Raw genomic sequence first — 20593 nt, 5'->3', positions numbered from 1 at the left:
TTTTTTATTAAAATTATAAAAATATATTATTTTAATTTTTATAATAATTTTTTTTTATTAAATAAAGGAATCACTCATGAAAATCAAAGATATGGAAATATTTTTAGATCTTTTAAACACTCAAAGTCCAACTCATACAGCCAACAATTTTTCCATAACTCAACCTAATGTTTCAATAGTAATTAAAAATTTAGAAAATAAATTTGATGGCATTTTATTTGAAAGACTTGGAAAAAAACTCTTACCTACACCAAAAGCTTTAGAACTAGGAAAAAATTGGTTAAAAATTATACAAGCCTACTACCAAAGCTTAGAAAAATTAAACGACGAAAGTATGCTCTTAGGGGAAATAAAAATAGCCTCAACTCAAAGCATTTCTGAACATTTTTTAGCTCCTATTTTATTTGATTTTAAAGCAGAATTTAAAAACATAGCAATTCGCTCTCAAACACAGAATTCAAAAGAATGTTTAAATTTGCTAAAAAACGGAAATATAGAATTTGCAATTATTGAAGCAGAACTTGATCCAGCTTTAGTGGAGTATGAAAATTTAGAAATAAATTTTTGGCAAAATGATGAACTTATAGTAGCTACAAGTGATAAAAAATTCAATGAAAAAGAATTTTATATCGATGAACTTTTAGAACAAAAGTGGATTTTAAGAGAAGTAGGCTCAGGCTTAAGGGATAAATTTTTAAACGAAATTGGTGCAAGCTCAAAAAAACTTAATATTTTTCTTGAGCTTGATAGAATGGCTGCGATTAAAGAACTTGTTTTACAAAAAAAAGCAATCTCTATTTTTTCCAAAAAAAGCATAGAAAAAGAATTAAAAAATTCAACACTTTATGAAATCAAGTTAAAAAATATCAACCTAAAGCGTAAATTTTATACCTTAAAAAGAAAAAATTATAATTTTAACAGAGCTTTAGAAAAATTTGAAAAAATATTTAAATCATAAGCATAATAACCGATTTATATAGAAAGTTAAGCAATTTTTAGATAAAATCTAAAGCTTATATAAATTTCAAGGATAATCAATGAACGCCAAAACTCAAGAAGCTGAATTAGAAGAATTATTTCAAGAAAATGCAAAAGATTATATCACATATGAAAAATTGGTAAAATATCTTACAAAACAACCAAGTGCATCAACCGCTAAAAAAGTGCAAGCATTAGTGAAAAAACACAAAGTGCAACTTTTTTCAGCAGCTGAAATTGCACAAATGAAAAACATAGAAGATGCAAAAAGACTTCAAGAAGAAAAACAAAAACTCCAAGATGCAAGCCTTGAGAACGAATTTGATTTAGCCAATGAAAACGATTTATTAGAATGGAGCAGATCAGACTCTCCTGTTCGTATGTATTTAAGAGAAATGGGACAAATTGCTTTATTAAACAAAGATGAAGAAATTGAAATTTCTAAAAAAATAGAACTTGGTGAAGATATTATCATTGATGCTTTTTGTTCTGTACCTTATTTGATAGATTTTATTTTAGATTATAAAGAACCTTTAATAAACAGAGAAAGAAGAGTAAAAGAATTATTTAAAAGCTTTGACGATGAAGAAAAAAATGATGATAAACTTGATGAACTTGATATAGACGAAGATGAAGAAAACGAAACAGAATTAGAAACAGATGAAGAAAATACTAAAAAAAACAGCAAAAAAGAAGATGAAAGAACTTTAAAAGTTATAGAAAAATTTAAAGCTCTAGAAAAAGCTAAAAAAGATTGGCTAAAAACATCCAAAGACAAGGAAAGTGGAGATGAGCTTTTAGATAAATTAAGCATTGCATTCAAAAAAAATATTTTAAAAGAAAAATTAATGGATCTAGGCCCTACTTCAAAACTTATTAGTGAAATCGTAAAATCAATGGAAACTGCACTAAAAAGTGATGAAGAATTTGACAAAGAACTTAAGCGTTTAGAATACCGCTTACCTATGTTTTCTGATGAACTTAAAAAACGCCATGCAGATATTTTAAAAGATATTACAAAATTGAGCAAAGAAGAAATCACAGAGCGAGCTTTAGAAACAACCATGGTAAGCACTTATATGGAAATTAAAAAACTATTTCAAACTAAAGAAGCCAGTGAAAAAAGCTTTGATCTTGAAAAATCACGTTTAAAAGAAATTTTAGAGCAAATTAAACGTGGTAAAAAAATCTCTGATGAAGCAAAAGGAAGAATGGCAAAATCAAACTTGCGTCTTGTTGTAAGCATAGCTAAACGCTACACAAATCGTGGTCTACCTTTCTTAGATCTTATTCAAGAAGGGAATATAGGCTTGATGAAAGCTGTGGATAAGTTTGAATACAAAAGGGGTTATAAATTTTCCACTTATGCAACCTGGTGGATCAGGCAAGCTATTTCAAGGGCTATAGCTGATCAAGCAAGAACCATAAGAATTCCAATCCACATGATAGAAACCATCAATCAAATTAACAAAATTATCCGCGAACATCTACAAAAAGATGGAAAAGAACCTGATGTCAGCGTTATAGCTAAAGAAGTAGGTTTAAGCGTAGATAAGGTTAAACAAGTTATTAAAATTACAAAAGAACCAATTTCTCTTGAAGCTCCAATAGGAAATGAAGATGATGGTAAATTTGGAGATTTTGTTGAAGATAGAAATTCACTTTCTCCAATGGATCATATCTTAAAGGATGATTTAAAAGAACAAATTGATGAAGTTTTAGATCAATTAAACGATAGGGAAAAAGCGGTAATTCGAATGCGCTTTGGCTTAATGGATGATGAAAGCGATAGAACCTTAGAAGAAATTGGGAAAGAGCTTAATGTCACTCGAGAAAGAGTGAGACAAATAGAAAGCTCAGCTATAAAAAAACTCAAACACCCTAAAGTAGGAAGAAAACTAAAAAATTATATAGAAGGTTGGAAGTAAGAGTCAATCTCTTACTAAAAACCTAAATCTTTTTCTTCTTTTAACTTGCGTACATGTTCAAAAAAAACTAATTTTCCGCTATGTTTTTTTAAATTTTTAAATTCCTTAATATCAAATTCTAAACACAAGATAGAAGAAGTTGGAAAAGAAGCTAAACATAGCGAGCTTAATAACTCTCCAAGCTCCATTAAACCAGGATTATGGCCCACTAAAAACACTTCATTAAACTCATCATCAATATTTTGCAAAATTTTTAGCAAATTTTCAACATTGCAAAGATACAATCTTTCATCAAAACAAATTTTATTTTTATCAAAATTATAAAATTTGGCTATTTTTTTCGCTGTTTTAGCGGTTCTAACAGCAGGACTTGATAACACTAAATCAGGATGAATTTCATGCAAGGCAAGATTTTTAAAAAGTTTTTTTAAATCTTCCTTTCCACTCTTAGTAAGCTTTCTTTCAAAATCATCGATATCTCCTCTCTTACTTGCTTTTGCATGTCTTATAATATAAATTTTTTTCATTTTACCTCTTTTATTTTAGCTAAAATATAACCACATATAAACCCGAAAATATGACCATACCAAGCAACATTTACCCCCATAAGCAATGGCGCAAAACTCATAAGTAAAATTGCCACTATAAGTCCTTTTGTGCTATTTTTATCAAGAACAGCATAAAAACCCATTAAAACACAAATTGCACCACTAGCACCTATGACATTTATATTTTCTCCAAAATATTTAAAATCAAAATACACATAAAAAACACTTAAAAGTGAACATAATAACCCGCCAATAAAATAAATAAAAATAAAATGCAAAGCACCTAAATAAGTTTCTAATATACGCCCAAATTGAAATAAAACTATCATATTTAATATAAGATGAGTTAAATTTCCATGTAAAAACATTGAACTTAAAAGTTGCCAATAAGCTCCATTAAAAAATAAAATATTCAAACCAAGGATATTGTAATAATCATAAGAAATCAAAAAATAACATAAAATATTTAAAAAAATTAAAAAAATTGTAAGCAAAGTATAAAACCTTTATTTTTTATAATATTGTCTTAAAATTCACATAAAATTCACATAAATTCTTTACAATTTTACTAAAAAATAATTAGGAAAAATATTGAAAATTAAATTTTTAAGTATTATTACTATTTTAAGTTTATCTTTAAACGCTGATATAATAATTTCTGCTGATAATTTGCCAAGCGTTTCTAAAGAATTTTTACAACATAATTTCAAAGCACCTATAGGGATTGTACAAAAAGACAAAAATTCCTATGAAGTCTATCTTAGCGATGGGACAGAACTTGAATTTGACATAGATGGAGCTTGGAAAGAAATTGAAAATAAAGCCTTTCCTTTTGAACTAGATTTTTTACCTCAAAATTTAGCTAATATCATTAAAAACAAATTTCCAAATACAAAAGCTAGAGAAATCGAAAGAAAAATCAACCATTACAAGATTAAATTTGATAACGATGTAAAAATTCTTATAGATTTTAATGGAACTATCTTGCACAAAGAAATTGATGATTAAAATATAATCAAATCTGCATTATATTTTTAACATCATCATGTTCTATCTTTTCTTTTTCAAGCAAAAGCTCTGATAATTTTAAAATTTTATCCTTCATAGAATTTAAAAATTCATCCATTTCTTTTTTTTGTTTGCTTAACTTTGGTTCTTCTAACATATCAAAACTCAACATATAATCAAGCAATTCTTTAATCTTTAAAAAATCATCTTGCGAGTTAGTATAACTTTCATTGTAAATTAATTTCATAGCCCTAGAACCAGCCAAATAAACTTTTATACGATTGATAAGTTCTGATTTTGATCTTATATTATGCTCATATTCTTTAAAACGATCTTCAATGAGAGTTATTTTATCAAATCCTATGTCAAAATAATACGCACTCAAAGCTTTTGCAGCTTGATAAGTGGCTTGAATTTTTTTCTCTTCATCATTAAAACTTAAAATCTTTTTCTTGCCTAAAAGAACTTTATTTAATACAGCATAAAAATCACTTTCCTCGACTAAAGCACTATTTCTTCTTAAAGCATTAATTGCTGCTTCATTGACCAAAGTTTCAAGTCCTGCTCCACTAAAACCTACGCTTGCTTTGGCGATTTTATTTAAATTGACATTATTGTTTTTATCTTTCATATAAATTTCTAAAATTTTAAGTCTGTCTTTAAAATCAGGTAAAGATAAAAAAATTCTCCTATCAAAACGCCCTGAACGCAATAAAGCAGAATCCATAAGTTCGATTTTATTTGTCGCAGCTATAACTATAACCCCGCTATTGTCCTCAAAACCATCCATTTGGGTTAAAAGTTGATTTAAAGTACTATCTCTTTCAACATTTGACATTTCTCCCCTTGCTTTACCTACAGCATCTATTTCATCGATAAAAACTATACTAGGAGCCATCATTTTAGCTTTTGAAAAAAGCTCTCTAACTCTTTTTGCACCCATACCTACATAAATTTCAACAAAACTTGAACCACTTTGATAAAAAAATGGCACCCCTGCTTCTCCTGCAACTGCTTTTGCTATCAATGTTTTTCCTACACCTGGTGGGCCTACCATTAAAACACCTTTTGGCATTTTTACACCAAATTCTTTATATTTTTTAGGATTTTGTAAAAAATCTACAAGTTCTCTTAGCTCCATTTTAACTTCATCAACACCTGCTACATCATTAAAAGTAATATTTGAAATCACAGGTTTTATATGAGAACTTTCTAAATTTATATTTGAATTTTGAGCTTGAGTGTGATTCTTATTTGATATAGGATATTTAGCCAATTCTTTTTTACGGGCAAAATAACCAAGACTTATAAAAAGTGTGATAATAAAAACAAGTAAAATAAAAAACACCCAAAGCGTGTTATCTTTTTTAACCTCTATAGGAACTTTTGCTAAAAGTGTTTTTATATCTATGCCATCTTTTATAATTACGTAATTTTCACCTTCTGCCTTAAGCCAAATTTCGTCTTTATCAATCACAGCTTTTTGGATTAAATTTTGACTTAACAGACTTTGATAAAGATTTTCATCTATATATTTAGGTTCATTTTTAAAATATAAAATTCCCAAAAGCATACATAAAACCATAAAAGATGCTAAAATTATCTTTTTATTTTTCATTATCTAGCCTTTTAAAATTGCAAAGTTAGACTTTTCTTGCACTTCATATTCAGATATAACAATCCATTCTTTAGCTATATCTTTATCACTTTTAATTTTGATCTTGTTAAAAAACTGATCATAACCCTCAAAAAAACCATCTTTTTGATTTTCTATCAAGACTTCAAGTGAAACTTGATTTTTTTTCCTAAATTCATAATTATTTTTTTCTACTATGGATTTTAAAGTGTTTAGCCTTTCTTTAGCTAAAGTTCCATTTATCACATCCTTCATGGTAGCAGAATGCGTGTTGTTTCTAGGACTAAAAATAAAAGCATGAATATGAGTAAGTGGAAATTCTTTAAATTTTTTCAAAGCTTCTTGCCACATTTCTTCACTCTCACCTGGATGAGCTACTATAAAATCTGTCCCCAAAGCATATCCTTTACTTGCTATAGTATTAAAAAGCTTTAAATCATTATCCGTATGCGATCTTCTTCGCATTATACGAAGCATTTTTTCACTTGTATGCTGCAATGCAATATGTAAATGCCTTTCAAGCCAAGTTTCATCTAAAATTTCTAAAAAACTCTCATCAATTTGTGCGGGTTCTAAACTACCTAACCTTATGCGTTTTATACCTGAAATTTGTCCCATTTTTTGCAAAAGCTTGCCTAAACTTGTGCCATTTTTAAGCCCATATGAACCTATATTAGTCCCTGTTAAAACAATTTCACTATAGCCATTAGCCCCCAAAATTTCAACCTGTTTCAAAAGAGCTTTTTCATCCACACTTCTTGATTTTCCCCGCACGCTAGGAATAATACAATAAGAACAAGCAAAATCACAACCTTCTTGAATTTTCACAAAAGCTTTGGTATGATTTTCATATTCGCAAACTATATCTTTATCAATAAAATTTAAATTTCCAAGTTCATAAAAACTTGTCTTTGCTCCTAAAAATTCATTGATTTTATCTTTATTTGACGCTCCAAGCACTCCAAAAACTTGCTTTTTATCTAAAAGCTCCTTACCCTTGCTTACAGCACCACAACCTGTAAGTATAACTTTAATGCCTTTTTTTTGCATGGTATTTACATAAGACTTTATCCCGCTATCAGCTCCATTTGTAACCGTGCAAGAATTTACAACGATAATTTGTGCTTGATTCTCATCATTTATAATCTCATAATCTTTTACATAACTTTTTAAAAGCTCTGTATCATAAATATTTGTGCGACACCCAAAGGTTTTAAAAAAAACTTTTTCTTTCAATCTTTATTCCTTGCATGAAAATGCATATTTTCATGATGTTGTTCAAAATGATTTTGATTTAAATTTCCTAAATATAAATTTTGCGATGGATAAGCAATTTTTATATCTTTATGCTTATTAAATTCTTTTATAATCTCTTTGCTAATCGTACTTCTTAATACCAAAGCCGCATAAGCATTGGTCATATACCATGCAGAAATTCGCATTCCCCAATGTTCAAAAAACATAAAAAACCTTGGCTCCACTTTAGGATTTTTAATACTATATTCATGTTGTAAACGAGCTATATTTTTTCTAGCAAGCTCAGTATAACCTTTGGCATGGCGTGTAACAATATTTTCCACAATTTCTTGTGCCTTATCAAGATTGCTATCAAAAGTAACACTTATATCAATGCCATCAAGCACGGTTTTCATACCATGATGAGTATAATTAGCAAGCAAATTTGTAAAAACATAGTTATTAGGAATAAATATAATACGCCCACTACGACGATTTTTATTATAAGTTTCAAGCGTAAGCTCTTCATAAAGAGTAATGCGTAAAAAAGAAATGTCTATAATATCTCCTATATAGGTAGTATCATTTTGAAAAACCTTTACACGATCCCCTACTCTAAAACTTCCGCCAAAAATAATCACACACCATCCAAGCATAGACATAAACATATCTTTCATAGCAATAGCTAAGCCCGCAGAGGCAAAACCAAGTATAGTTACAAGATAAGTAATATTTTCTATATAAGCAAAGAGCAAAATAAGAAAAATAATATTTATATTAATAAAATTAATAATCTTCGTAGCAGTATAATATCTTTCACTATCTTTAATATATTTTTTAGCAATAAATTTCAACATAAAAGCTATAGCTATAACAATAACAATAGCAACAAGTATATTTACAGCCCTTAAGCTTTGAACTTTAATCTCAGCACTTACTCGAGAAAGCTCTTCATCAATTTTTTTCTCATAAACAGAATAAGAAACACTAGCAAAATTTAAAGCTTGCTCAAATTCTTCCAACTTTTTATCCGAAGCTTTTAAAGCTTCTATATTCTCAACACTTGGTTTAAGCTCAACTAATTCCTTAAGTTCTGAGTTTTTTTCCCTGATTTTATCTACTAAATTTTTAAAATCATTAAATTTAAATATATACTCTTCCTTTTCTCCTTTTAATTTCTTAATATGAGAAAAAGCTCCTATAATAGCCAAAGGATTAGTAAGCTTAGATAAAGTTTCTATATTATCAGGGGCACTAAGACTTTGTGCAAAATTTAAATCTTTATATTCTTTAAGCAAGCTCAATTGCTCTTCTAAATTTGCTATCTTGCGTTTAAGTTCTTCTTGTTGGTGAATATCGGAAGTCTTTTTTAAATTAAGATTTAAAATGATTAATTCATCATTTATATCTTGATATTTTATAAAATTTTCATAACGTATATTCCAAATACTAGCACTGATTACAGTATTTAAAGTATTAATTTTCTCATTTATATTATTAATAATAGTCCGATTTACATCACCAAAAGCAAAAACAACAAAAAAGGTTAAAATAATAATTTTTTTCATTGGAATTCTCTTAAAGTTGCAATTATATCTTCTTTAGAAATATCACCTTTTATCAAACCCTTACCCAAAGGACTAGCAAGAACAAAATTGATTTTTTTATTAGAGCTTTTTTTATCCATGAAAAAAGCTTCATAAAATTCATCTACATTGTTGATTTTATATGATATTGGCAAACTGAATTTAAGTAAAATATCTTTTATTTTTTGACTTTGCATTTTATCCAAAAGCCCTAAATTTAAAGCCAATTGATTTGCCATAACCATACCTATAGCCACCGCTTCTCCGTGTAAATAAAGCTTATAATCTGTAAAATTTTCTATAACATGAGCAAAAGTATGACCATAATTTAAAAGCATTCTAAGCCCTGATTCTTTTTCATCTTGTTCAACAACTCTTGATTTAAGTTCTATGCTTCTTGCTATAATTTGAGTAAAAATTTCATTCTCACAAGTAGCATTTAAGAAACTTTTTTCATCAATTTTTTCTATAAAATCAAGTATACCATCATCAAACATTGCTGCCATTTTAATAAATTCAGCCATGCCTGCAGCAAGTTCTCTAGAGCTCAAAGTCTTTAAAAAAGAACTCTCGCAATATACAGCTTTAGGTTGATAAAAAGTGCCAATAAGATTTTTACCAAAATTATTATTAACGCCTGTTTTTCCACCTACTGCTGCATCAACGCAAGCTAAAAGTGTAGTAGGAATATTTATAAAATCAACACCTCTTTGATAAATACTAGCAGCAAATCCGCCCATATCACTAATCACGCCACCACCAAAACTTATAAGCACGCTTTTTCTATCCAATTTAGAATTAAACATTTGGTTTAAAATTTCTTCTATGGTACTTAAATTTTTATATTCTTCACCATCTTTTACAGTGGCAATAAAAATTTCTTTTGCCTTAATTTTAGAAAGTAATGTTTTCAAATGAAGACCTGAAATCTTAGGATTTGAAAGTATAAAAACCTTACTATCAAATTTTAATTCTTCAAGTTCATCAATATAAACCTTATAAGCATTTTCTTTTAACTTAACTTCTACTTGCATTGAACTACTCTTTTTGCGTTTATTCTATCACATTTAATTAATTATTTATTCTACTGGTATGAAAAGTTGGTAATTTTGTCTCATTTTATAATAATGCCTATTTAAATTTGTACTTAAATTTCTGCCAAAATCTCTATTTAGTAATTCTTTTTGAAAACTCACAAATTGTAACAAATCTTCACGATATTGCAAATTTAAAAGAGGGTTTTCATCATTTTTATTAATAATTTGTATATTTTTATCATAAAGCTTAGATAAACTTCTAAAATACTCCTCCATATCTGTAGTATTTTGAGAATTTGGATTATAATAATATAAAATAACTCCAAAATCAAGCTGTTTACTTAAATCAGTAATGACATTTGCATTATTTTCAAGTTCACTCTCATCGGCACTTAAAATAATCGCTTCTTTAAGCTCATCAAAAGAAGCTTCACCCACCTTCATAATAGGAATTTTTAAATCAAAAAAAGCTTGTTTTTCTTTCTCAAAATTTTTTATATCAGTTACAACTAATCCTATATCATTATTTTGCAACCATGTGGAAATTTGTTTAAAATCCGTGTTGAAATAATCAAAAAAAACACCTTCTTTATTCTCAGAAAGTTTTTTTAATTTTTCATACATTACCCCTAATTTAGGATTGATAACATGTATAAAAAATCTTTTTGCATTGCTTTTTTGAGTTAATTTTAAAGTAGTATCAAGCACTCTTTCTTGCATATTTTGATTCATATTTTTCATATCAATTAAAGCAAAAACATTACTTCCAAAAGGCATAGGAAATTGCCCTGCTTTGCCTCTTATATTATGAAAAATACTTTGTAAAACAACAGGATCTCCAACGATCAAAATGCTATCATTTGGCTCTAAAACAAAAGATGGTTTTACAAAATAAATCTTAGAATTTCTATAAATAAGGACTATGCGCCACCTTTTTTGTTGTATTGAACTTATGTGCCTATAAGCAAAAATAGACCCTGCTGGAATTTTTACTTCCATAATCTCTCCAACCCCAAGCCCTATATACTGAGCTGTTAAAGCAATATCTGGTAAAAAATCCATAAATCTACGGCTTAAAGTCATTCTAGCATCAGCTAAATTTGCATGAGTATCATTAACACTTAACCCCCAAAAATCCATTATTTCTATTTCTAAATTTGGATTTAAAGAACGCAAAGCCTCATAACTTTTTTTAGTTTCAAATTCATCTTGCATATAAATAAAAGCCTGTTTAAAATCTTTACTCATAATATTTTCAAGACGCGCTGTGCTTGTAGGATCAAAATAATGCAAGTCAATATACTCACTAGAAATATTTAAGTTATTTTTTTCACTATTTTGACACACTACTGTAAAAAAGTAACCTAAGCCTTTTTCAAAACAAAGCCTTTCTAAGAAATGCTTTGCTAAAATACCGTCTATTATAATTAAAATATTATTCATTTTAAACTCCAAAAAGGAAATTATAACAAATGGAATTTAAATTAAAGCATAAAGATGGAATGGCAAGGGTTTGTGAAATCACTACCGCACACAGCACTTTTTTAACCCCTGTTTTTATGCCTGTTGGCACAGTAGGAGCGGTTAAAAGTCTTGATGCTAATGATATAAAAAACGAGCTTGATGCAAAAATTATTTTAGCAAATACCTACCACATGTACTTGCGTCCAACTTCCAAAGTGGTAAAAGATTTTGGAGGTTTGCATGGTTTTACGAAATTTGATAGAAGTTTTTTAACCGATAGTGGTGGTTTTCAAGCTTTTTCTTTAAGTAAAAATTCCAAACATTTTAATGAAGGCATAGAATTTAAAAGTCACATCGATGGGAGTCGTCATCTTTTTACTCCAAAAAGTGTTTTAGATACTCAATATGATTTTAACTCTGATATTATGATGATTTTAGATGATTTAGTAGCTCTACCCGCAACCAAAGAAAGGGTTAAAATTTCTGTTGATCGTACTATATTTTGGGCAAAAGAGGCTATTGCTTATCATAAAAGTATGCAAAATAAAGGTATAGGTATAGGGCAAAATATTTTTGGTATTATCCAAGGTGGCACAAATTATGAAGAAAGAAAGCGTTGTGCTTTAAGTTTAAACGAAATGCCATTTGATGGTTTAGCTATAGGTGGGCTTAGCGTGGGCGAAGAAAACGCCTTGATGTATGAAACAGTACAAAACTTAAACCCTTATCTAGATGAAAATCGTCCAAGATATTTAATGGGTGTAGGAACACCTGAAGATTTGGTGGAAAATGTTGAGCGAGGAGTAGATATGTTTGACTGTGTGATGCCAACTAGAAATGCAAGAAATGGAACATTTTTCACAAGTTTTGGAAAATTTAATATCAAAAAAGCAGAATTTATCAACGATCATGAAGCCATAGATCCTACTTGCTCATGTTATACTTGTCGTAATTTTTCAAGGGGTTATTTAAACCATCTTTTTAAAGCTAAAGAACTTACTTTTTTTCGTTTGGCAAGTTTACACAATCTACATTATTATCTTGAACTTGCAAGAAAGATGCGTGAGGCAATTTTAAACAATTCTTTTACGCAATTTAAAAGAAATTTTTATCACTTAAGAGGCAAATAAAATGCTAGAGCTACACGAAAATCTAAAAAAAATCCTGCAAGCAAAGAATTTAGAAACTTTCTATAGCGAAATTTATGGACAAAAAATTTTTGTTTACGTGGGATTAAATTTGGAAACTTGGCTTTTTAACGATGAAAAAATTTATAAACTTCAAAATGAAGAATTTAAGCTTTCTAGCATAGAAGAATTTTCAAATTTTATTAAATCCATTTTAGAAGATTTTAAAGTACAAAATACTCATTTTCAAAACCTTTTAGAACACAAAGAAGGTATTATCTTAAAAGGTGGTTTTGTTAAAAATTTTTACAAAAAATCCTTTGTGTTAAGACAAAAAATCAACAAAAATCTAAAGCAAATTAATCTTCTAAGTGAAGCTTTCAGTCTTTTGCTTAGTGAACAAGCACAATACAAAAAACATTTAAAAATTTTAAATTTATCCATCGGCATCTTAAGCAAAAACACCAAAGAACATCTAGCAAGAGTTGATACTCTTTATGCATTAACAAGTGCAATTAAAAATGAAAAAATGAATAAAAGTATTTATCTTTTAAGTATACTTTCTTCTATTTTCTTGCCTTTAAATTTGATCGTAGGATTTTTTGGAATGAATACTAATAATCTTTTTTTCAAAGATAGCCCTTATGGTACACTTTATATTTTTTCTTTGATTTGCTGTATTTTGATTGTAGGTTTTATATTTTATCATTCAAAAAAGACTAAAGAATTTGATTTAGATGAAGGTAAAAAAGCTAAAAAACAAACAAAATAAGCAAAATTTTGCTTATTTTAAGAATATTTATATATAATTTTAACTTATTTTTGCGCTCATAGCTCAGCTGGATAGAGCATTTGATTGCGGTTCAAAAGGCCAGAGGTTCGAATCCTCTTGAGCGCACCATATTATTTATCTTCTTTAATTTTTCTTTTAGCTAATCCCATATGCTCGTAAGCATCAATTTCTTTTTTGTAAGATCCAGAAATTTTCTTAAGTTCTTTATTTAAGTAACTGACTGTTTGTGCACTTGCATTAATATTTGTAGCCAAAGCAGAAACAAATTCTAGTTTCTTTTTTGTTGCTTCATCTAATTCTTTAGAAGTTTTTGAACCAAGTTTATGTGTCTGCACATAAAGTTTGGCAAGTTCTTTTAATTCAACATCTGTTAGCTTAACATCGGAAGCAGCAATTATCATTTTATCTAAGTCTGTATCAATTTTTTTAGTCTTTTCAGCTACATGCTGCTTTTGGCTAGTTTTTTGCTTTTTAACTGTTTTTTTGCCATCACTTGTAATAAGATAAGCAATTATGCCTAAAAACAATAAAAGCGCTAAAGCAGCACAAAAAATAACCAAAAAAATATGGCTCATTTACAGTTTGCCTACAAAATTTCGATTCCTTCTTGCAAAAAGAGCTAAAACCACCATCAACGCAAATCCCCAATAAACATAATTAGGAATTTGAGCCGCTTCGCCTGCAGCGTAAGAATGAAGTCCTGTTAAAAAGTAATTTACTCCAAAATAAGTCATAATAATAACCCAATAAGCAAACATACTCCATAAAGCAAACACAAATTGATTACAATATTTTGGAATCATTCTAAGATGCAAAATTGCTGCATAAACCAAAATACTAACCAAAGCCCAAGTTTCCTTAGAATCCCAACTCCAATATCTCCCCCAACTTTCATTTGCCCAAATTGCACCTAAAAAATTTCCTACAGTAAGCAAACAAAGTCCAAAAATCATTGCCATTTCATTAATTCTTGTAGCCTCTGTAATATTTCTCAAAATATTAAGATTATATTTTCCATCTTTCTTAAGAAAACACATTAAGAACAGTGTAAAGATACCAAGTAAGGCACAAAGTCCTAAAAATCCATAACTAGCAGTAATAACGGATACATGAATACTAAGCCAATAAGAATTGAGCACTGGAACAAGATTTGTAATTTGCGGATTCATTTCGCTTAAATGTGCAACCATTAATACAACACCGGATAAAATAGAAGTTAATGACAAGGCTATAGGACTTTTTCTAGAGAAAAATATACCCGACAAAGACAATGCCCAAGCTATATACACCATACTTTCATAGCCATTACTCCATGGAGCATGACCTGATAAATAAGCACGAAGTCCAAGACCTACTGTATGAATTACAAAAGCTAAAACATTTAAAACATATACCACTTTAAATATAAAAGAGATTTTTAAATTCGGTATGACCATTTTAGAAAAAACAAGAATCAAAAGTAAAAAACCCGCAATTAAATATACAGGAGCGAGTTTAACGAAAATTTCAGCCTTATTAGAAAAAATTTCCATTTCAACCTTGGTTTTACTAGGCATGACTTTATATCCTATTTTTTCTTGATATTCTTTGATAAATTTCAAGCCTTCATCAGCTCTAGTCCAATTGCCATCTTTAAAAGCATTTTCCACGGCACTAAAATAATTCTGTATTAAAGCCCAAACAATATGCCCTTCATCCCCCTTAAGAGTAGTTACAGCAGAAAAAGGTGCAAGCCAAACATTATTTGGATTATTTTGAACAGGAATAAATTTAAATAATTCACCACTAAAAACTAAATTTACAACATTAGCTCTTTCATCTAGTTTTATAATTTCCTTATCAAAAACTCCTCTTGCATTTGGGTTTTTACGATTTGCATTTTCAACATATTTTTGAAGTTTATAGCGATTATTCTCATCAAAGAAATCTTTATAAGAAATATATTTAGCGCTAGGAATTTCTAAAATATTTGCAATAGCATCACGAACTGCTTGATTTTGTGGCATTAAAATAAAAGGTTCCATTTGCCATTTATTTACATCAACAAGCATGGAAAGCATAACAGCGTTAGAATTTTGACCCTTGTAGCTATCGCTTTGATGAATTTTTTCTAAAATTTCTCTTGATAGCGTATCAAAAGGCACCATTCTTCCATCTGCTGATTTTTGAACTATTAAAGTAGCAAGAGCTTTAGCATGATTAGTATTTACCACAGGTAAGGTTGAATTTAAATCTTGAGCAAAAGTCTTTTCAGAACCAAAAGATAGCAATAAAATAAAAATAATCACACTTGTATGTTTTAAAGTGTCTTTATTGATTAATCTTGCCAAAGTTCTAAATCTAGAATGAGGATTTAAAAAATTCATAAACATTCCAAGACAAAGCAAAAAATAACCTATATAAGTTGGTATTTTGCCTGGATCTTTATTTACAGATAAAACAGTCCCTTTTTCATCTTGATCATAAGAACTTTGATAAAATCTATAGCCATCATAATCTAAAACATTATTCATAAAAATTCTATAATCAAAATTTTCATTATTATTTTTTACAGTAATTTCACTTGCATAAGAAGCTGGAGACATAGAACCTGGATAACGATCTAATACAAAATCTCTTAAATAAATATCAAAAGGCAATTGTTCATAAGAAAGCGCCCAAGAAATAAAGAATTTTTGACCTGCAAGTTCTATCATAATAGGTTTATTATATTCAAAAATATAAAATTCTTTACTTTCATTTTTATAGCTTAATTCTAATTTTAAAGCATTAGAGCCAGTTAATTCTAAGTTTTTATTCTCATTGCTTAAAGCAAAATCTTTAAAATGTAATAATAAAGAATTTTTCCAATTTTGAGGCTCGCCAAAAGTAGAAATCAACATAGTTCTACCCACTTCTAACCAAGTAGATTTAAACCATAACCAAAAACTTTCATCTTGAGGTCTATTGGAGCCTTCTAAAGCTTCTTGCGCATGCAAAGAAGCAGCTTTAACTACAAAACTAATATCATTAATTTCATAAAGCCTTCTTTCCTTAGCATTTGCCTTTTCTCCAATTTTAAGGTCTAAATTTTGTCCATCTAACATACTTAGAAAATGTAAGTTTTCACTTGAACTTAAAGTTAAATTTTCATCAATTTTTACAAAAGGTGCTTTAACATTATCATTCATAAAAGCAAAGTTAACCCCTTCTATATTCTTAACTTCACCTTTTTCAAATTTAACATCAACACCTTGAGATCCTTTTTGAGAAAGCATCAAAACCAATAAAGGATCAGAATTATTATTTTCTTTATAAGTATAATGAGCATTTAAAATTAAATCTTTATATTTTAATACAGCTTGATCATCACCTAAATTAAGTTTTAGTTTAAAAGAATTAGCAAAAGGCAAATTTCCTATATAACGATCATTAACCGCACTATAGCGTTCTCCATCTTTTATAGCAGAAATACGCAAAGAAGTCTTAGAACTTTCTATAAGTGAATTTTGAGTATGCTCTCTAATAGGTAAAATACCTTCAAAACCAGCATATCTTGTCATTGCAGAACCCACTAAAATAAATAAAAAAGAAATATGAAAAATCATTAAAGGCAATTTTTTAAGCCCAAACATTTTATAACGAAACATCCCGCATAGTAAATTAATACCAAGTAAAAGTTGTATATATTCAAACCAAAAAGTATCATAAACCATTGCCCAAGCCGTAGGAGTTCCATAAGCACTTTCAATAAAAGTTGCCAAAGCACAAAAAAGCGCGAAAAGCAAAAACAATACAACCGAAACTCTTAAATCCCCTATGCTTTTTATTATATTTTTCATTCTTTTTCCTTTAAATTTTAAAGCCCTAAATATTTCTTTCTAATCTCATCATCACCTATTAAATTTTTAGCCTCGTTTTCCATTGCAATGCGACCATTTTCCAAAACATAAGCATAATCACTTATTTTTAATGCAGAATAAGCATTTTGCTCTACCAAAAGAATAGTTATACCCTCTTCTTTTAAACGCACAATAATATCAAAAACTTCACCCACAATCTTTGGAGCAAGTCCCAAAGAAGGCTCATCCAACATCAAAAGTTTTGGTTCACTCATTAAAGCCCTTGAAATCGCAAGCATTTGCGCTTCCCCTCCACTCAATGTTCCAGCTAAAGCATGCTTTTTGCTTGCAAGTCTTGGAAAAAGTTTATACATTTGCTCTCTTAAATGCTCATAATTTTCAGCATTATTAAAAGCACCTATTTTTAAATTTTCCTCTACGCTTAAATTGATAAAAACACGTCTTCCTTCAGGAACTAAAGCTATACCTTTTTGAACTAAAGTATGAGTTAAATGCCTTTTAGTATCATAACCTAAGAAATTAACCCCACCAGTTCTTTTAACTGAGTTTAAAAGCGCATTTAAAGTTGAAGTTTTACCTGCTCCATTTGAACCTATAAGAGAAACAATATGACCTGTTTCCACTTTAAAATCAATCCCTTTAACAGCTTCAATTAATCCATAATAAACATGCAAATCTTTAACTATTAGCATCAAAATCCCCTAAATACGCAGCAATTACTTCTTTATGATTTACAGCATCGCAAAGTTTACCTTCAAAAATTGTTTTTCCATAATCAAGCACCAATACGCGATCGCACAATTTATTTACAAATTTCATGTCATGCTCTATAAGCAAAACGCTAATTTTATAATCTTTTCGTAATTTAAAAATGAGCTCAGCAAGTTCATCGCTCTCGGAGCTATTCATCCCAGCGGCTGGCTCATCAAGCAATAACAATCTTGGCTGAGTAGCCATTGCTCTTGCAATCTCAACTTTTCTTTGTTGCCCATAACTTAAGCTAGTAGCCTTTTCATGAGCAAATTCTACAATACCAAGTTCTTCTAATATTGCATAAGCCTTCTCTTTAAATACTTGTTCTATTTTTCCAAAACGCCCTAAATGCAAAAAGGCTTCAAAAATATTATATTTCATTTGTTTATTAAAACCAATAAGAACATTTTCAAGCACATTCATACTTGAAAAAAGTCTAATATTTTGAAATGTTCTAGCTATTCCTAAATGCACAATCTTATGAGGTTTTAAGTGATCAATTCTTTCTCCTAGAAATTCAACCGAACCTGAACTAGGTTTATAGTTACCTGTTATAATATTAAAAAGAGTTGTTTTACCAGCCCCGTTAGGTCCAATTAAAGCAAAAATTTCACCCTCATTGATTTTAAAAGAAGTTTCATTAATAGCCCTAACACTACCAAAACTTTTTGAAATTTGTTTTAATTCCAAAATCATTTTTTACTCCTTTTAAAACGCTTTTTAATCCCTCTAATCACATCACTCAACTCGTAATAACCCATTATGCCTTTTCTTGCAAAAAGCATTACTAAAATCAGAACAATAGAAAAAACAACCATTCTAAGTCCTGGTGTTGATTGGATATCAAGATTTAAAGAATCTATTTTTATATTTAACTCATCTAAAAATCTAAGCCACTCGCTTCCACCAATAACCAATATCGCACCTATGATAGCACCTGTAGTAGAACCAAGTCCACCCAAAACAATAATAATCAAAAGCTGGAAAGTAAGTAAAAAATCAAATTGAGTTGGAGATACGGTAGTCAACAGACAAGCTAAAAGTCCACCACCTACACCTTCTAAAAATGCTGAAGTGCCAAAAGCTAAAGTTTTTATCCAAAAAGTATTTATTCCCATGGCACTTGCAGCATCTTCATCATCTCTTATAGCCTTCATTGCACGACCATATTTAGAATAAACTATATTTAAAATTAAAATAACCGCTACAATAGCAATACCACCTGTCCAATAGATCGTGGAAAATTGTGGAATATCTACCAGTCCTCTTGAGCCATTAGTAATAGAAGGAAAATTAATAGCAGCTATTTTAATAATTATTCCAAAGCCTAAAGTTACAATAGCTAAATAATCCCCTCTCACGCGAAATACAGCAAAAGCTAAAATCAGGGCAAGCAAAGATGAACAAATTCCAGCTACAATTAAAGCTAGAATAAAGGAATTTGAATGGATAGCTAAAATAAAAGAACTAGGACCATCTAAAAAAAACTGATCATTTTTTGCATCAGCACTTAAAAGAACTAAAGCAGCTGCATAAGCTCCAATCGCAACAAATCCATTGGGTTCTAGTGAAAATTGTCCAGTTACACCATTAATAAGGTTGTAACTCACAGCCAAAATAATAAAAATAGCAATTTGATTAACAATGTTTAATCCATAGTCCCCAAAAATATAAGGAGAAATGAAAATAAAAATAATTGAAGCAATTAAAAAGATTAAATGTGAAACCTTAATTTTAACCATCATTAAAACCTACTCTTTTCAAAATTTATACCTAAAATTCCCGTAGGCCTAAATAACAATATAAACACCAAAAAAATAAAAGCAAATGCATCTTTAAAGCCTGATAAATCTGGAAAAAAAGCCACAACAACAACTTCAGTAAATCCTATAATAAGTCCACCCAAAACTGCACCTACTACAGAACCTATACCTCCTAAAACGGCAGCAGCAAAAGCTTTCAAACCTATTAAAGTTCCCATAGTAGGTTCAACAGAGTAATAATTTGCAGCCCAAAAAACACCCCCAACTGCTGCCAAAGCTGAACCTAGGGCAAAAACTATAGCAATAATACGATTTGCATCTATACCCATTAAATTTACTGTTTGTATATCAAATGCCAAAGCACGAATAGCTATACCATATTTGCTTTTATACAAAATCCATAACACTGCTATTAAAATAACAAATGTAAGAGCAGGAACCATTAAAGAACCATAAGTTGTTATCACTCCACCAAAATTAACACTTTCCTCAAAATAACTTGGCGGTGTAAAAGTTCTAGGTGTTGAAGTAAAAAGCATATTAAAAAGATTTTGCAAGAAAAAACTAATACCGATTGCTGTAATCAACAATGAAATTCTAGGAGCCTGTCTTAAAGGTTTATAAGCGATTCTATCTGTAGCTATTCCAACACAGGCAGCAAAAATCATTGCCAAAGACAAAGCTCCTAGAAAAGGAACATTTAGATTAGTCATGCAAAAAAGAGCTGCATAAGCACCAACCATCATAATATCGCCGTGAGCAAAATTAATAAGTCTTAACACGCCATAAACCATAGTATAACCAACAGCAATAAGAGCATACATACTACCCAAACTAAGCCCATTAACAAGTTGTTGTAAAAATAAAGTAGAATCCATAATCTTTCTATTTTTC

The 20593-nt window shown here is 29.3% G+C and carries 18 protein-coding genes and 1 tRNA gene; 6 read left to right on the top strand and 13 right to left on the bottom strand.

Annotation, left to right across the window (positions count from 1 at the left end; translation table 11 throughout):
- The first annotated feature begins 76 nt into the window (after positions 1 to 76).
- Together AJ886_RS09765 and rpoD are read left to right on the top strand one after the other, a co-directional pair.
- Positions 77 to 958, top strand: coding sequence for a LysR family transcriptional regulator (locus tag AJ886_RS09765; protein WP_070287622.1), 882 nt, complete (start codon positions 77 to 79; stop codon positions 956 to 958).
- A 79-nt stretch (positions 959 to 1037) separates the two neighbouring features.
- Positions 1038 to 2906: an RNA polymerase sigma factor RpoD gene (rpoD, locus tag AJ886_RS09760; RefSeq protein WP_070287621.1), complete on the top strand. Its 1869-nt coding sequence runs from the start codon at positions 1038 to 1040 to the stop codon at positions 2904 to 2906.
- A gap of 14 nt (positions 2907 to 2920) precedes the next feature.
- Here the strand turns inward: rpoD and AJ886_RS09755 are convergent, their stop codons facing one another.
- Together AJ886_RS09755 and AJ886_RS09750 are read right to left on the bottom strand one after the other, a co-directional pair.
- Positions 2921 to 3433 (bottom strand): SixA phosphatase family protein, encoded by a 513-nt coding sequence (locus tag AJ886_RS09755; RefSeq protein WP_004305696.1) that lies wholly within the window; start codon positions 3431 to 3433, stop codon positions 2921 to 2923.
- Positions 3430 to 3948, bottom strand: a complete 519-nt coding sequence (locus tag AJ886_RS09750) for a rhomboid family intramembrane serine protease (protein WP_070287620.1) — start codon at positions 3946 to 3948, stop codon at positions 3430 to 3432. The genes AJ886_RS09755 and AJ886_RS09750 overlap by 4 nt, the downstream gene beginning before the upstream one ends.
- A gap of 97 nt (positions 3949 to 4045) precedes the next feature.
- Here AJ886_RS09750 and AJ886_RS09745 point away from each other — a divergent pair, with 97 nt between their 5' ends.
- The gene (locus AJ886_RS09745; RefSeq protein WP_002861740.1) at positions 4046 to 4462 is read left to right on the top strand and encodes a PepSY-like domain-containing protein; all 417 of its coding nucleotides are present in this window, start codon (positions 4046 to 4048) and stop codon (positions 4460 to 4462) included.
- A gap of 7 nt (positions 4463 to 4469) precedes the next feature.
- On the opposite strand, the gene AJ886_RS09740 is transcribed toward AJ886_RS09745, so the two are convergent.
- The 5 genes from AJ886_RS09740 to AJ886_RS09720 are packed head-to-tail and all read right to left on the bottom strand — an operon-like array spanning position 4470 to position 11400.
- Positions 4470 to 6080, bottom strand: a complete 1611-nt coding sequence (locus AJ886_RS09740; protein ID WP_070287619.1) for an AAA family ATPase — start codon at positions 6078 to 6080, stop codon at positions 4470 to 4472.
- Positions 6081 to 6083: 3 nt separating this feature from the next.
- The gene (mtaB, locus tag AJ886_RS09735) at positions 6084 to 7334 is read right to left on the bottom strand and encodes a tRNA (N(6)-L-threonylcarbamoyladenosine(37)-C(2))-methylthiotransferase MtaB (RefSeq protein ID WP_070287618.1); all 1251 of its coding nucleotides are present in this window, start codon (positions 7332 to 7334) and stop codon (positions 6084 to 6086) included.
- Positions 7331 to 8902: a mechanosensitive ion channel family protein gene (locus AJ886_RS09730; RefSeq protein ID WP_002856191.1), complete on the bottom strand. Its 1572-nt coding sequence runs from the start codon at positions 8900 to 8902 to the stop codon at positions 7331 to 7333. The genes mtaB and AJ886_RS09730 overlap by 4 nt, the downstream gene beginning before the upstream one ends.
- A complete protein-coding gene (gene aroB / locus AJ886_RS09725) occupies positions 8899 to 9954 on the bottom strand; it encodes a 3-dehydroquinate synthase (protein ID WP_070287617.1) in 1056 nt (351 codons plus the stop codon). Before aroB ends, AJ886_RS09730 begins: the two co-directional genes overlap by 4 nt.
- A gap of 45 nt (positions 9955 to 9999) precedes the next feature.
- A complete protein-coding gene (locus tag AJ886_RS09720) occupies positions 10000 to 11400 on the bottom strand; it encodes a COG3400 family protein (protein ID WP_070233092.1) in 1401 nt (466 codons plus the stop codon).
- Positions 11401 to 11429: 29 nt separating this feature from the next.
- On the opposite strand from AJ886_RS09720, the gene tgt reads away from it, so the two are divergent.
- From tgt to AJ886_RS09705, 3 genes are all read left to right on the top strand, one after another.
- Entirely contained in the window at positions 11430 to 12551 is a 1122-nt protein-coding gene (gene tgt, locus AJ886_RS09715) for a tRNA guanosine(34) transglycosylase Tgt (RefSeq protein ID WP_002861746.1), read from the top strand.
- Between the two features lies 1 nt (position 12552).
- Positions 12553 to 13320: a magnesium transporter CorA family protein gene (locus tag AJ886_RS09710; protein WP_002861747.1), complete on the top strand. Its 768-nt coding sequence runs from the start codon at positions 12553 to 12555 to the stop codon at positions 13318 to 13320.
- Positions 13321 to 13372: 52 nt separating this feature from the next.
- Positions 13373 to 13449, top strand: a tRNA-Arg gene (locus tag AJ886_RS09705).
- Positions 13450 to 13451: 2 nt separating this feature from the next.
- Here AJ886_RS09705 and AJ886_RS09700 read toward each other — a convergent pair.
- Genes AJ886_RS09700 through AJ886_RS09675 form a run of 6 tightly spaced genes read right to left on the bottom strand, consistent with a single transcriptional unit; the run spans position 13452 to position 20577 of the window.
- Positions 13452 to 13901: a hypothetical protein gene (locus AJ886_RS09700; RefSeq protein ID WP_072223893.1), complete on the bottom strand. Its 450-nt coding sequence runs from the start codon at positions 13899 to 13901 to the stop codon at positions 13452 to 13454.
- A gap of 15 nt (positions 13902 to 13916) precedes the next feature.
- Positions 13917 to 17162 (bottom strand): cytochrome c biogenesis protein, encoded by a 3246-nt coding sequence (gene ccsA, locus AJ886_RS09695; protein WP_070287616.1) that lies wholly within the window; start codon positions 17160 to 17162, stop codon positions 13917 to 13919.
- Between the two features lie 17 nt (positions 17163 to 17179).
- Positions 17180 to 17875: an ABC transporter ATP-binding protein gene (locus AJ886_RS09690; protein ID WP_070287615.1), complete on the bottom strand. Its 696-nt coding sequence runs from the start codon at positions 17873 to 17875 to the stop codon at positions 17180 to 17182.
- Positions 17862 to 18632, bottom strand: a complete 771-nt coding sequence (locus AJ886_RS09685) for an ABC transporter ATP-binding protein (RefSeq protein ID WP_002881779.1) — start codon at positions 18630 to 18632, stop codon at positions 17862 to 17864. Before AJ886_RS09685 ends, AJ886_RS09690 begins: the two co-directional genes overlap by 14 nt.
- On the bottom strand, positions 18629 to 19681 hold the full coding sequence (locus AJ886_RS09680; protein WP_002881777.1) for a branched-chain amino acid ABC transporter permease: 1053 nt from the start codon (positions 19679 to 19681) through the stop codon (positions 18629 to 18631). Before AJ886_RS09680 ends, AJ886_RS09685 begins: the two co-directional genes overlap by 4 nt.
- Positions 19681 to 20577 carry a branched-chain amino acid ABC transporter permease gene (locus AJ886_RS09675; RefSeq protein ID WP_002852952.1) on the bottom strand — a complete coding sequence of 299 codons (897 nt, stop codon included), beginning with the start codon at positions 20575 to 20577 and terminating at the stop codon, positions 19681 to 19683. Before AJ886_RS09675 ends, AJ886_RS09680 begins: the two co-directional genes overlap by 1 nt.
- Positions 20578 to 20593 lie beyond the last annotated feature (16 nt).

This window comes from Campylobacter sp. BCW_6465 (assembly GCF_001762815.1).
GTDB lineage: Bacteria > Campylobacterota > Campylobacteria > Campylobacterales > Campylobacteraceae > Campylobacter_D > Campylobacter_D jejuni.
The sequence above is the reverse complement of the archived record's forward strand: the minus strand, read 5'-3'. Positions and strand labels throughout refer to the sequence as shown.